Genomic DNA, 12,774 nt, shown 5'->3' with positions numbered 1-12,774 from the left:
TTTGTTGCGGAAGGCACATTATGCGCACGAGCGCAGACGATTTGAGGATTTTCGAGGCGCCGGAACAACTGCAGGTAGGTTTTAGAACGCCCACGCCTGCAGTGCAAAGATGGTCGGGGCTACCTGAAGGTGCCTTGGCCTTTCTTCTTAGGCCGCGCTTGAAAATGCGCGAAATCTAGCCCGTCAAACCAGCCGTTGTGACCGCTTTGTCTAGAAGCTGACGTTCCGCTGCCCCCCCGGCGCGGCCATATAGAAATGGGCAAGACCGATGAACTGCGCTAATTGGCACTGGAGGAGGCGCCGTGCGGCGTTAGAGGGCTATAGCGTAGACGTAGTGCTCATCATCATCGGGCGCGGCCCGCCATTACCACCCATTCTACGTCATGATGCGATATTCTACGCTGTAGATGCCTGGTCGCCGCCGATTGGTGTAGGGCGCGTCAAAGGGACTTGCCAAAAAGAAGTTTCCGAACGGTCGGTCGAGACATTTGCGCCTTCCAGGGATGTCGCATTTCCAGGGCACGGGTCACCCGTCAGTCCATCAATATCACGGATTTGCCCGGAAGCCGGTTGCCAGTTTCAAGGTCGCCAATCAGGGCGATCGCCTCGGATAAACGGGCAGTGCGGTTGATCGGTATTTTGAACTGGCCAGCAGTGGCCAAGTCGACGATCTTTTGCAGGATCAACGTGCTCGGCACGCCCCGGACGAAGCTGTGCTTGGATGAGATCAGTGATCTGATCAAGTTGCCGACGGTCGGGTCGATGTCCACCGCGATGCCTGAGCGCCTGGTCAGGAAATCCTCCTCCCTGGACGTCAGGCCGCCATGGCAGTCGAAGACGACGTCGAAGGCGCGCTTCAGATGGTCGGGCAAGGGCTGAGTGTAATCCAGCACCCCCGCCAGCCCCATATCAGCGGAACTGGCGAGAGAAGAGGGCCCCACGCGAGCGGTGATGACGGCTCCGAACGCTTTGGCGATGGCGATGGCCGCCTGCCCCACGCCACCGGAGGCGCCATTGATGAAAAGCGACTGTCCTGGCTTCAGCTTGCCGCCGTCGATCAGCGCGCGCCAGGCGGTCACGCCGACCGTCGGCAAAACGGCGGCGGCGGCAAAGGACAGCGAGGCTGGTTTCTTGATCACCAGATTGGAGGTGGTGATCGCCGTTTCGGCAAAAGCGCCGGGCTTCATCATCGGCACCTGCCCCAGGACTTGGTCTCCATGGGCAAAGCCGGTCACGCCGGGCCCGATCCCCTCGACGACGCCGGCGAAGTCCATGCCCATCGCCCGCGGGAAGCGCCTGCCCATCATGAGCTTCATGAAGCCCTGGCGTAGCTTCCAGTCGAGCGGATTGATCGAGGCCGCCTTGACGCGTACCAGAATTTCGTTCTTGCCGGGGGCTGGGAGTTCGTAGGCCTCCAGGCGCATCACCTCGGGTCCGCCATATCGATGGTACTGAATGCGCTGCATGTCATTCTCCTCGCCAGCGTGATTTCGAGATTGGTCTCAAATATTGACTTACTCCAGATAAGTGACTAAATCTCCCGGCACAAGAACGCATATTTTCAGGACCAGGCCATATGGATATGTCCGCAGCGCCCGACTCTGCCGATTGCCGCGGGGTCAGCGAGATTCTCAACCGGGTCGGAGACAAGTGGACGATGCAGGTGGTCGTTGCGCTTCGCGATCAGCCACGGCGTTTCAACGACCTCAAGCGCCAGATTGCCGGGATCTCGCAGCAGATGCTGACGCGCACTCTGAAGACACTCGAGCGCGACGGTATGGTCGAGCGCACGGTCTGTGCCGCCACTCCGCCGCAGGTGGAATATGCGTTGAGCGAACTCGGGCACTCGCTGTCCGAGCCCGTGCGGCAGTTGGCGCAATGGGCGGTCGCGCATCTCGCAACCATTCACGGCAACCGCCTGCGCTACGACACCAACCGCTGAGACCGGCACGTCCTCAGTCCGCCGCCCGGATTGAGGATTGAGATGCGGCAAGCTGTGTCGCTCATACCGACGGCGTGACGAAGGCCTTCTCTGGAAACGCCCTCCCAACCACCTCCAGGAAGGCGCGCACCTTGGCACCGATCAGGCGGCGTGAACTCTGCAGCGCCCAGATCTCCACGGGCGGACCGGCATGGGTTCCCCAATAAGCAAGCCTGCCGACCGCGATGTCTTCGGCAACAAGGAGTTTGGGCAGTAAGGCCGCACCCGCGCCCGCGAGAACCGCGTCACGAACCATCAGGAGCGATGAGAGGCGGAGGATCGGGTCTGGCCTCAGGACGATGTCAGCCTCCGTTCCGGAGCCCATCCGCCAGACGGTCCCGGGCGGTGTCGCGGAGAGCAGAACAGCCTTTACCGCCGATTCTTCGCCATCTGCCATTTGAAAGGGGCGTGACATGCCGGGCGGCGCCACGATCAGGCGCTCATCGTTGAGGAAGCGACGGCCGACGAGGCGCTCGTCCGGCGACGGGTCGATCCGGATGATCAGATCATAGCCATCTTCGACTGGATCGACCTTGCGGTCCTCGGCAACGATGTCGAGCTGGACCTCCGGATAGGCCAGAGCAAACCGCGTGCCGATCCGGGGAAGCGCCACATGCGCGAAGACGACGGGCGCACTGACCCGTAGCCTGCCTTTCGGCGTGGATGCGCCAAGGACGACCGCCTCTCCGGCTTCGGCGATTTCACTCAGCAGCCCGTGCGTGCGCTCATGAAGCGCCCGTCCTTCATCCGTCAATCGCAGGTTCTGGGACCCGCGCTCGATCAGCCTCACGCCGAGGCTCTCTTCGAGTTCGGCGACCCGCCGCGACAGCGTGGCTTTCGAGCGTCCGGAGACGCGGGCAGCGCGGCCAAACCCGCCATGGGCAGCGACAAGGTCGAAGTCGGACAAAGCCTGAAGATCCATCAAAGTGTTCCGTATTTGAGACAAATTATCTCGATAATGGCATCTCCCAAACGTAAATGAAACGGATATCTTGCTCCTCAACAGATGCAACTCGAACCAGACATAAGGAGACTTCGACATGGCCATTCTCGTTACAGGCAGTACAGGAACCATCGGGGCGCAGGTTCTGGCCCATCTTCAAGGTCGCAACGCCGATGTGCGCGCTCTGACGCGCTCGCCCGAGACGGCGCAGCTTCCCGCCGGCGTGACGGCGGTCCGCGGTGATCTCGCCGACCCGGATTCGGTGCGCGCGGCACTTGCTGGCGTCAGCACGCTGTTCGTGCTCGCCCCGAATGTCGCCGATGAACTCACCCAGGCCATGCTGACCCTGACGGTCGCCCGCGAGGCCGGTGTCAAGGGCATCGTCTATCTCTCGGTCTTCGGCGGCGACGCCTATGCCGACGTGCCGCATTTTGCCGGCAAGTACACGGTCGAGCGCATGATCGAGGCGCTCGACTTGCCCGCGACGGTTCTGCGTCCCGCCTATTTCATCCAGAACGATCTTCGTCAGAAGGACGGACTTCTGAAGGCCGGCGTCTATGGCTCGCCGATCGGCGCGAAGGGCGTCTCGATGGTCGATATCCGCGACATCGGCGAAGCCGCCGCGATTGAACTCGATCGCCGTGAGCGGTCTGCGACGCCGCTCGGCCGCGAGACCTACGCCTTGGTCGGTCCGAACGGTCTGACCGGCGAAGGTATCGCCGCCGTCTGGAGCGAAGCGCTCGGCCGCGCGATCCGTTATGGCGGCGACGATCTCGTCGTCATGGAGCAGCGCACGAAGACCATGCTTCCTGCCTGGCATGCGCTCGACCTGCGCTTGATGTTCAGCCGCTATCAGACGGAAGGCGCGGTGGCGACCGCTGACGACATCGCGCGCCTGACCAAGCTCCTCGGTCGCGCCCCGCGCTCCTATTCCGCTTTTGCGAGGGATGCCGCCGCCCAGTGGGCGAACGCCTGAGTCCGCGCGCTTACCCGAGCCAAGGAGGACACATGATGACGACGAGCCAACCTCTCTCGCCTGAAGACGCTCCAGCGGTGGCCGCGATGCGACAGGCCGCCTCGGCTCATAAGGGTGAGACACTCGGGCCCGAGGCGCGGCCGATGTTCGACGCCATGCTTGCCGCAACACCTGCTGCGGCGGATGTGCGGGTCGAGCCAGCAACCGTTGGCGGCATCGCGGGCCTCTGGCTGCGGCCGGCGAATGCGCGAGCGGGCGCGCGCATGCTTTATATTCACGGCGGTGGCTATGTGCTTGGCTCGGCACAGGCGGTCACCCATTTCGCCGGCCAGATCGCCGTACGCGTCGGCGTTGATGCCTTCGTCCCGGATTACCGGCTGGCACCCGAGCACCCGTTCCCGGCAGCGATCGACGATGCGGTGGCCGTCTATCGCGGTCTCGCGGCGGAGGGAGCCGAGCGGATCGTGGTCGTGGGCGATTCGGCGGGAGGCGGCCTTGCGCTGTCCCTGCTGTCGATCCTCGCCGCCGATACGACGACGGGCATGGTTCAACCGGTCGGTGCGGCTGTGATGTCGCCCTGGACCGACCTGGCGCTGACGGGCGACAGCTTCGAGACAAGGGCGGAAGCAGACCCTATCTTCACGCGCGGCGTACTCCAGGGCTTCGCAGACCTGTATCTGCAGGGCCAGAATGCCGCGAACCCCAAGGCGTCGCCGCTCCATGCGTCCCCCGCCAACCTGCCGCCGATCCGCATCGATGTCGGCGACGCCGAAGTGTTGCTCTCCGATTCCATCCGCTACACTGAGCGCGCGCGAGCGGCGGGCGTGGAGATCACGCTGTCGGTCTGGGAGGGCATGCCGCATGTGTTCCAGTCCTCCCTCGGCCAGTTTCTCGCAGCCGAGCAGTCCGTGAACGCCATCAGCGACTTCCTCCGCCAGCGCTCGATGCCCTGACCGACGGCGCCGTCCCCTCCAACCCACTCAAAGGAGCTTGATCATGACACGCGTATTATTTGTAGGGCAGATACCGGAAACCGTCGACTTTTCCGATCCCTCCCTGCCACCAGGGTTCAATGCTGAAAAAATCCGGGCGGGCATCGACATCGCGGAGGCGACCATGACCGAGCGCGGTTGGGAGGGCGACCTCTGCATGATCGCTCCCGATGACACTGGCATCGCGGTGCTGGCCGCGCAGCTGGCGAAGGCGGACTATGATTGCGTCGTGATCGGTGGCGGCCTGCGCATCCCGCCCAAAGGGCTGCCGTTCTTCGAGAGGGTTGTAAACGCTATCCACCAAGGCGCACCGAAGGCGGCGATCGCATTCAACACCCGTCCCGAAGATACGGCGGAGGCCGCGGCGCGGTGGACCGACGCGGATTGACCGCAAGGCGGGCGTCGAGATTACTTTGTTGGTCTGGGAGGGCATGCCGCATGTGTTCCAATCCTCCCTCGGCCAGTTTCTTGCGGCCGAGCGGTCCGTGACCGCCATCGCTGATTTTCTCGACCAGGGGCTCAGCGATGCTTCCCTGTCCATCAGCACAGCTTCGGAGGTTTGACATGAAAATTCTGGTATCGGGCGCCACCGGCGCCACCCGCCGGCTGATTGTCAGCAAGGCCATCGCGAACGGAGACGCGATCGTGGCCCTCGTTCGTTCCAAGGCAAAGGCAGCAGACATTGCCGGCGCCGAACTCGTCGAAGGCGACGCCCGCGATGCTGCCGCTCTGACCCGCGCCATCTCCGGCTGCGATGCCGTCATCAGTTCAACGAGCCGCATAGTGGTGGGCCGATCCGCCATCGCCGCGACCGGATGAGCGGCGTCATGTAGGTCCGGTGCCCCTTTTCGGCTTTTCCATCTTCCCGCGCTTTCCGCTGCGCTTGCCCGCCACGTCCACCAGTCGCCGAAACGTCGGGCACTCCATATGGGAGGGCGCCGGGCAATCGGCGATGTGGCGGAGCGTATCGCGCAGCGCCGTCAGTTCACGGATCTTCCGGTCAATCTCGTCGGCCTTCGCATGAATCACCTGGCGCCGCAGGTGACGACCTACCGCCGAATGCTGCCGATTTCCCTCCAAAGCCCTATCGTCGAACAAACAATTCCCCGTAGCTTCGCAAGCCGTCGGCGCGCGAAACTCGTCCGACGTAGCCCAGTTCTCGGCGTGCGTCGGCATCGTCTATGGTGAACTCTCGCCCAATCATGCGCATCAACGAGCGCGAGATTGGTGGATCGCCCTCTTTGCGCATGATCGTCCAGATCGTGTCGAACAGTCGGCCCATGGCGGAGGCGAGCCAGTAGGGCATCGACCGCAGCCTGGCGATGGACAGTCCCTGCAGGTCCGCGAGCGAAGCGATGAACTCGCGGAAGGTCAGCCCGTCCTGGTCCCTGATAAAGAAGGCGCGACCGCCGCCTCCACGGTCGAGGGCGCATCGTATGGCTTCGATCACATTGTCCACGTGGCAGGTTGAAACGGCGTAATCGCCGCGGTCGATAAAGGCGAACTGCCCGGATCGGATGGCTTCGGGAAGCGCTCGGCTGAACGGGTCGCCAGGCCCCCAGATCGCCGGCGGTCGGAGCGCGATGGTGCGAAATCCGGACCGGTCGGCCGCCAGCACCAGCGCCTCGGCCTGCGCCTTGCTGGCCAGATAGGCGGAAAAATGGTTGGGAAACGTCGGCGCGCTTTCATCGGCGTTGCGGATCGGCGTGCCGCGATCATCCATGATGATCCCCGCCGCGCTGATATAAACGAATGTCTTCGCACCGGCGGCTTCGGCGACCTTCAGCAGCGCAGCGGTGCCATCGACATTGGTGCGGAAAAAGGGTGCGCGCGGCCCGGAAAAGCGGAACAGGGCGGCGGCATGCACCACCGCGTCGATCGTAGGAAGGGCGAGCTGCGCGGCGCTTTCCAGATCGGCATTGACCGGTGTGGCCCCCATCGCCTCCAGCCGGGGGCGAGAGGATGCGGAGCGTGTGAGCGCGAAAATCTGATGTCCCTCGCCCACGAGTTGGGGGATCAGGCGACTGCCGAGCAGGCCGGTGCCTCCCGTCACGAGAACTTTCATTGTGATTAGCCTTTCAGGATGGACCGCAGAGCGCTCTCGCGCATTTGCTCAAGCATCGTAGAGGTGGGGGGCCACTTTGCGTAGCCGGGCCGTGACGTGAAGCAGCGACGCGGCATTCACGCTGGCCCACAGAAGATCGGCCGCCGGCTCGATCTCCAGCGCCAGCCGGCACGGCGGATATGTCCGATGCCGACACGGCAGCAACGATCGCGCTCAATGTCATCGCGCCGACCCGGCTCGCCCGCGCCGTTCTGCCGGGGTTTCTGAAGCGGGATACCGGCGCGATCATCAATATCGCATCGATCATGGCATTTCATGCCCTCCCGATCACCACGCTCTACAGCGCCACGAAGAGCTACGTGCTGACGTTCAGTCGCGGGCTTCAAGGGGAATTGGCGGCGACCGGGGTGCGTGTTCAGGCGGTGCTTCCCGCCGGGACCGCAACCGAATTCTACGACCATTCCGGCGTCCCACTCTCAGCTTTCGACCCAGCCGCAGTGATGACGACCGAGAACCTGGTCGATGCTCGCTTGCTGGCTTTGACCGGGATGAGGAAGTTAGGCTTCCTTCGGTTCACAACGACGAACTATGGACGGCTTATGAGCAAGCGCGGAGCGCGTTGTTCGGGGCGACCCAGACTGGCATACCAGCACCGCGCTACCACAAAAGCGAACGGCTGCCTGCCGGCTACGCGTCAAAGGGTCCCCGACATTTGCGATCTAATTCGCCGTCGCTACGCTTTGGGCCATTGCCCGTCACGCCTCATGCCTGGTTCTTGGCGAGACAGCCAGTCCGAGAAACACGAGGACTGCCTGGTTGAGCCGCAGGATATCTTCGTCGTCCAGCCGCCGACGCGCGCGCCAACCTTCGTCCTTGGCGCGGTCGTGATCTTGTCCACCATCAAACGGCATGCCGCCCGCAATCCATTGCGCTCGTTCGGCTCCACCGGCAGGCGGAACAATGGCGCATCGGTCTCGTCCGTGGTGAAGGCGCAGATGATGATTGAATCGGTAGCGTCGAAGCTATCGTCCTGAACGATGACGACGGGGCGCGGCTTGCCCGCATGGTCCTTGCCGCCGGCGATGGTCCAGATGCCGCCTCGCCTCATTCATCGCCCCAATCCGATATCGCGTCGATGAACGCTTGATCATCCGCTGCATGGGCACTGGCGGCGACGGCAGCTGATTGGCGATGTGCTTCGGAGCGGAAGGCGGGGGAGCGCACGTCCGGCACCCAAATCTGGATCGGGCGCAGGCCCTGCTCGCGCAGGCGCTCGCGATGTTCCCGTACCTTGATGCGCGAGGGATTGGCGCCTGATGCCGAGGCCATGACAAGTCTCCAGCGTGGTTACATGTAACTCATCATAGGCCGCCGGGGTCGCCAGTCCTTTCACCGCTGTTCGCTGCCGGTTCGAACCCCTCCTCTTTCCGGCCCTTTCCTGCCACAGCGAGGTGCGGATGGGCTCGGATCCTTGATGATTGTCGACGTTTCCGCGCCGTCGTATGGACGAATGTACAGATCGGAGAGCGGCCACGTAGGTTTCGCAGTAAAATTAAAGAGAGTGAACAGTTCTTGGCTCTTGCCAAAGCCTGACGTGCTCAAGCCAAACCGCGCAGCGATCACGATGGCAATTGCTGTTATTCAAGGCTGGTGGCCGACGCACGACGAAACTAACAGGCTGTTTGGAAAATCGATAGCGCCCCTTGCCATTGATGTGGCGCGCCGATTGCATCCTCGTATTGAGCCATAGCGCGCGCTCCCACCCCGTGGTCGAACGTCGGGATTGGCATCCGGGTACCCGAGAGGAGGCAGGCAGCTTACAACTGGATGCCATCACAGGACTCCTGCGACATCGGTTCGCGAGAAATCCTCGCCCACATACAGCAATAAACAACCATGCTCTTTCGCGACTTCATAGGCAAAACAGTCGCCGAAGTTCAGCGCTGCGGGATGCACACCCTTGCCCCAGATTTCGTAGGCATGCGCGATGCGTCGCGCCGATGCCGGCGTCACGCTGACAACCTCGAAGCCGAGACCTTCAATGAGGCGCTCCATCTCTTCACCAACATTTCGCCGAGCAGCGACAATCAAGGCTTCTGCCACTGTACCGGCGGAGATCAGAAGGTTCTCTTCGGCTTCCAGTGCGGCGGCACACGCATCCGCCTCAGGCCCATTCAGCACGATGGCCATCAGTGCCGACGTATCGACCGCGATCATTCCGGCAGACCGTCATCACCGTAGAGGAAATCCTGGCTGTGCGCCGCGCTCGGTCCGGCTGCCGCCTTGGCGGCGGCGGATGCTCGCACAGCCGCGAGCAGAGTCCGACGAGATTTCCGGTCCGTCGCCGCCTTGATCGGCACGAGCCGCACGGCAGCGTGACCGTGCCGTGTCAAGATGACGTCATCTCCCGCCTCGGCGCGCCGAACCAACTCTGTCAACTGCCCCTTGGCTTCTGTCACAGAAATTTGCATGGCTTGCTCCAATTTGGACCATATAGCGGTCCAATATTCTGCTGTGCTTAGACCATTTGATAGTCTAAAGCAATAACCATGCAGATGGCCCCTCACGGCATGCTCCGCGGTGACCCGCTCGATCCCGTCCCCCATGTCGGCGCGCTCGTCTCGCGGGATCACATGGAGAAGGTGCTGTCCTATATCGAGAAGGCAAGGCGGAGGGCGCGCGTATTGCCCCTCTTCATCGTTCGCTGCCCGCCACACGGTAGCCATCGAACCTTCGTAGTGATCCCAGCCGCAAACGATGCGGCGACGGGCAAGCCCGCGCGAGCGCGGCTTCGGGGGGGTCCATGATCATCGTCCATCATCTCAACAATTCCCGCTCGCAGCGCGTGCTCTGGATGCTCGAGGAATTGGGCCTGCCCTATGAGGTCCGGCGTTATGAACGCGACAGGAGGACCCTGCTGGCTCCGGCCGATCTGCGGCGCGTGCATCCGCTGGGCAAATCGCCGGTCGTCGAGGATGACGGACGCGTAATCGTCGAGAGCGGAGCGATCGTGGAATATCTCGTCGAGAAGGCCGGCGGACGGCTGGGTCCGCCGGCCGACCGGGAGGCGGCGCTGCGCTACCGCATGTTTCTCCATTATGCCGAAGGTTCCGTCATGCCGCCCCTGCTCTTGAAGCTGGTGCTTGCCCGCGTGCCGATCATGGGCAGGCTGGCGGTCAGGCGGATACAGCCGATGATCGACACGCATCTCGATTTCATCGAGGCCGAACTGCGCCAGCGCCCGTGGTTCGCCAGCGATCACATGAGCGCCGCCGATATCATGATGAGCTTTCCGATCGAGGCCGCGCGGGATCGCGGCGGCCTCGATGAAAGCCGTCCGCGAACGCTGGCGTGGCTGCACGGCATCCAGTCTCGACCTGCCTATCGGCGCGCCCTCGAGACAGGCGGCCCCTACGCATACGGCTAGCATGACAGTCGCTGTCTCGATCTGACATGCGCTCGCTGTGCATGCGCGCCGCAGCATGACGGGCGAGGGCGCGGCGATGCCATCCGCGCCTGGAGCGAGCTTGTTGCGGTCGAGACCGAGTCCGGTCTTGGCGGTCTCGGTGGGAACGTGGATCGCCGCCAGGCGGTCTGCATCATCCGCCCGGACTTTGGTCTTGCCCCCTCAATCCGCCTTCGCCCAGGCGCAGATCTGGGCCGGCCCCAAGATCTGGCTGAATAAGGCCGTTGTGTCCCTGCGGAGGACGTCCGGCAGCGTTTCGTCGAGGCCGGCAGGCATATCCGACAGGTCTCCGCCCATTCCCGATCTGACGGTCATCGCCGTATCCGCCAGCCAGTGGTAGAGCGGGCTGTGGTCGCCATTCCCCAGCGGGATTTCGCAGAACAGGTGAGGAGCCGGCAGCCCCGCCTTCATAAAATGCTCCGTCAGCCGCCGTGCGGCGTCCGGATGATTGAGTGTCTTGCCGAAGTTCGCGAGAATCCAATCGCATAGATCGTCCCAGACTTTCACCGGCGGATGGGAACGCAGGGCGCTGACAAGATCGAGTTCGTGAAACGCCAGCACGCCACCCGGCCTCAGGCACGAGCGTAAAGACCGCAGGACGGCACTGGGATCGACGGTGTGAACGAGTACATAGCGTCCGATCACGGCGTCGAAACCGCGGGGATAAACGAGCGCCGCTATATCCGCCTGCTCGAATTTCACGTTGCGCAGCCCGCTCTCCCTGGCGCGCCGGTGCGCGGTTGCCAGGGCTTCGGGGCTCCGGTCCACGCCGGTGACGGAACCGGAGGCGCCGACCATTTGAGCTGCGAGCATCGAAACGTCGCCCGCGCCGCAGCCGATATCGAGAACATTCATCCCCTCGCACAGGCCTGCGCTGTTGAGCAGCCTCTCGGTGATCGGAGCAATGATCCGGCTCTGAAAGGCGAGCCGTTCAAGTTCTCGATCTGAATGGCCGAGAATGTACCGGTGTTGCGATATCTTGTTCACTGAAGGATGTCCCTTGTGCGTCCGTGAATCTGCGGGGGGGCTGGCCGGCGTCCGATGAGGCGCCGACGGCCCTGGCCGGTGAAGTACCGGCCCGCACAAGAAAAACGCCCGTCTATTACGGGACCATTGCAACTCCGATCCATCCGATTACGAAGGTAATAGGGAAGCGTCGTGCCGTTGCTATGGCCGCTTATGGGAGAGTTTCCACCGAAGCCACGAAGATCTGGCCGAAGCCGCGACGCGTCGCGATCATGCGCGGTGCCGGCGGGTCGCTCTCGATCTTGCGGCGAAGCCGTCCTTCGTGACCGTGCGGCACGGCCATCAGGCTTCACATTCGACTTGAAAGGTGGCCGATCCAGCCGCCCCTCACCTTCATCCTCTCCCCGCAAGGCGGGGCGAGGGGACCTCGACGTTGCGTCCCTCCGGTGATGCGATCATCTCGCCCGTCCCTTTCAAGGCGCGAGGCCAGCCGCTCCTTCTCTCCCGACTTCGGGGGAGAAGGCAAGGTTGAGGGGCTGCGTCGCCCGAGGGGGCTATCCAGCCGGATGTCCGATAATCCAACGTCCCGCTGCCGAGGCCTCTATCCCCCCAGCGTCCAGATGCTCGATTTCTTGATGTCGGGATCCTCGAGATCGCGGGAGACGGGCACCTCACAGGTGGCGAGCAGGGACAGCCTGTCCTTCGCAGATGGGTCTCGTCGTCAGGCGATCATCGGTCCTCTGCGTGCGGCACGGCAGGCGTGTTCAAAAGCTTTGAGGCTTCGCCGGCGTTCAGGCAGCGAGGGAATGCACGATCGCCAGGCCGGCGAGGCGGGCGCTGGCGAGAAGCTGGTCCAGCCCGTGGCCGTTGCGCGCCTTGGCCGACAGCCCGGACATGGTGGTGGTGACGAAATCCGTCAGAAGCGCTGCCTTCTCCGGATGGCGGGCAGCGATGTAGTCGCGAATCACGCCCTCTGCGACGCGGTGGAAGGCACAGGCCGCCTCGCGCGCGTCGAGGTCGTTGCAATGGGTGCCTTCCAGCACGAGGCAGCCGCCGGCGGCCGGATCCTCCGCGTAGCGGCGAGCGGCTTCCTCCAGCACATCCGCGAGGGCCTCGGCCACCGGGCGTTCAGGGCGCAGGATGTCGTGAAGGGGAATGGCCCGCGTGTTGGCCCAGTGATCGAGAACGCGGGCGTAGAGCCCGGCCTTGTTTCCGAAGGCGGCGTAGAAGCTCGGCGGGTTGATGCCGAGCGCCTTGGTGACGTCTGCGACGCTGACCGCGTCGTAGCCGTGAGCGTGGAAAAGGTGCTGCGCCGTGCCAACGGCCTCGTCGGGATCGAAGCGCCGCGGTCGGCCGCGCGGACGGGATTTATTTGTAGGAGCCAT

General features: G+C 63.5%; 15 protein-coding genes and 2 pseudogenes. 7 read left to right on the top strand and 10 right to left on the bottom strand.

What is annotated here, in order from left to right; translation table 11 throughout:
• Nucleotides 1-533 precede the first annotated feature (533 nt).
• A complete protein-coding gene (locus J3R73_RS26870) occupies nt 534-1,466 on the bottom strand; it encodes an NAD(P)-dependent alcohol dehydrogenase (RefSeq protein WP_307434514.1) in 933 nt (310 codons plus the stop codon).
• Between the two features lie 110 nt (nt 1,467-1,576).
• Between J3R73_RS26870 and J3R73_RS26865 the strand changes: the two genes are divergently transcribed.
• Nucleotides 1,577-1,942, top strand: a complete 366-nt coding sequence (locus tag J3R73_RS26865; protein ID WP_307434510.1) for a winged helix-turn-helix transcriptional regulator — start codon at nt 1,577-1,579, stop codon at nt 1,940-1,942.
• Nucleotides 1,943-2,003: 61 nt separating this feature from the next.
• On the opposite strand, the gene J3R73_RS26860 is transcribed toward J3R73_RS26865, so the two are convergent.
• On the bottom strand, nt 2,004-2,903 hold the full coding sequence (locus tag J3R73_RS26860; protein WP_307434507.1) for a LysR family transcriptional regulator: 900 nt from the start codon (nt 2,901-2,903) through the stop codon (nt 2,004-2,006).
• Between the two features lie 118 nt (nt 2,904-3,021).
• Between J3R73_RS26860 and J3R73_RS26855 the strand changes: the two genes are divergently transcribed.
• The 4 genes from J3R73_RS26855 (at nt 3,022) to J3R73_RS26840 (ending at nt 5,711) form a co-directional block, all read left to right on the top strand.
• The gene (locus tag J3R73_RS26855; protein ID WP_307434504.1) at nt 3,022-3,900 is read left to right on the top strand and encodes an NmrA/HSCARG family protein; all 879 of its coding nucleotides are present in this window, start codon (nt 3,022-3,024) and stop codon (nt 3,898-3,900) included.
• A gap of 32 nt (nt 3,901-3,932) precedes the next feature.
• The gene (locus J3R73_RS26850) at nt 3,933-4,853 is read left to right on the top strand and encodes an alpha/beta hydrolase (RefSeq protein WP_307434502.1); all 921 of its coding nucleotides are present in this window, start codon (nt 3,933-3,935) and stop codon (nt 4,851-4,853) included.
• 43 nt (nt 4,854-4,896) lie between these two features.
• Nucleotides 4,897-5,280 (top strand): hypothetical protein, encoded by a 384-nt coding sequence (locus J3R73_RS26845; RefSeq protein WP_307434498.1) that lies wholly within the window; start codon nt 4,897-4,899, stop codon nt 5,278-5,280.
• 176 nt (nt 5,281-5,456) lie between these two features.
• Nucleotides 5,457-5,711 carry an NAD(P)H-binding protein gene (locus tag J3R73_RS26840; RefSeq protein ID WP_307434495.1) on the top strand — a complete coding sequence of 85 codons (255 nt, stop codon included), beginning with the start codon at nt 5,457-5,459 and terminating at the stop codon, nt 5,709-5,711.
• Nucleotides 5,712-5,717: 6 nt separating this feature from the next.
• Here J3R73_RS26840 and J3R73_RS26835 read toward each other — a convergent pair whose 3' ends face one another.
• Together J3R73_RS26835 and J3R73_RS26830 are read right to left on the bottom strand one after the other, a co-directional pair.
• Nucleotides 5,718-5,990 carry a MerR family transcriptional regulator gene (locus J3R73_RS26835; protein WP_370880020.1) on the bottom strand — a complete coding sequence of 91 codons (273 nt, stop codon included), beginning with the start codon at nt 5,988-5,990 and terminating at the stop codon, nt 5,718-5,720.
• Nucleotides 5,977-6,957 carry an NAD-dependent epimerase/dehydratase family protein gene (locus J3R73_RS26830; RefSeq protein WP_307434492.1) on the bottom strand — a complete coding sequence of 327 codons (981 nt, stop codon included), beginning with the start codon at nt 6,955-6,957 and terminating at the stop codon, nt 5,977-5,979. Before J3R73_RS26830 ends, J3R73_RS26835 begins: the two co-directional genes overlap by 14 nt.
• Before the next feature lie 179 nt (nt 6,958-7,136).
• On the opposite strand from J3R73_RS26830, the pseudogene J3R73_RS26825 reads away from it, so the two are divergent.
• Nucleotides 7,137-7,349, top strand: a pseudogene (locus J3R73_RS26825) (SDR family NAD(P)-dependent oxidoreductase); the annotation flags it as partial.
• A 455-nt stretch (nt 7,350-7,804) separates the two neighbouring features.
• Here the strand turns inward: J3R73_RS26825 and J3R73_RS26820 are convergent.
• The 4 genes and pseudogenes from J3R73_RS26820 to J3R73_RS26805 form a co-directional block, all read right to left on the bottom strand.
• Nucleotides 7,805-8,065 (bottom strand): annotated as a pseudogene (locus J3R73_RS26820) (type II toxin-antitoxin system PemK/MazF family toxin); the annotation flags it as partial.
• Nucleotides 8,062-8,286 (bottom strand): antitoxin MazE family protein, encoded by a 225-nt coding sequence (locus J3R73_RS26815; RefSeq protein ID WP_307434489.1) that lies wholly within the window; start codon nt 8,284-8,286, stop codon nt 8,062-8,064. The gene J3R73_RS26815 and the pseudogene J3R73_RS26820, both read right to left, overlap by 4 nt.
• A gap of 504 nt (nt 8,287-8,790) precedes the next feature.
• Nucleotides 8,791-9,174 (bottom strand): type II toxin-antitoxin system VapC family toxin, encoded by a 384-nt coding sequence (locus tag J3R73_RS26810; RefSeq protein ID WP_307434486.1) that lies wholly within the window; start codon nt 9,172-9,174, stop codon nt 8,791-8,793.
• The gene (locus tag J3R73_RS26805) at nt 9,171-9,428 is read right to left on the bottom strand and encodes a type II toxin-antitoxin system Phd/YefM family antitoxin (protein ID WP_307434484.1); all 258 of its coding nucleotides are present in this window, start codon (nt 9,426-9,428) and stop codon (nt 9,171-9,173) included. Before J3R73_RS26805 ends, J3R73_RS26810 begins: the two co-directional genes overlap by 4 nt.
• Nucleotides 9,429-9,760: 332 nt before the next feature.
• On the opposite strand from J3R73_RS26805, the gene J3R73_RS26800 reads away from it, so the two are divergent.
• Complete coding sequence (locus J3R73_RS26800) at nt 9,761-10,384, top strand: glutathione S-transferase family protein (protein ID WP_307434479.1); 624 nt, start codon at nt 9,761-9,763, stop codon at nt 10,382-10,384.
• A gap of 201 nt (nt 10,385-10,585) precedes the next feature.
• Here J3R73_RS26800 and J3R73_RS26795 read toward each other — a convergent pair whose 3' ends face one another.
• Together J3R73_RS26795 and J3R73_RS26790 are read right to left on the bottom strand one after the other, a co-directional pair.
• Nucleotides 10,586-11,410, bottom strand: coding sequence for a class I SAM-dependent methyltransferase (locus J3R73_RS26795; protein WP_307434477.1), 825 nt, complete (start codon nt 11,408-11,410; stop codon nt 10,586-10,588).
• 770 nt (nt 11,411-12,180) lie between these two features.
• Nucleotides 12,181-12,774, bottom strand: a complete 594-nt coding sequence (locus J3R73_RS26790) for a TetR/AcrR family transcriptional regulator (RefSeq protein WP_307434473.1) — start codon at nt 12,772-12,774, stop codon at nt 12,181-12,183.

This window comes from Labrys monachus (genome assembly GCF_030814655.1).
Lineage (GTDB): Bacteria > Pseudomonadota > Alphaproteobacteria > Rhizobiales > Labraceae > Labrys > Labrys monacha.
The sequence above is the reverse complement of the archived record's forward strand: the minus strand, read 5'-3'. Positions and strand labels throughout refer to the sequence as shown.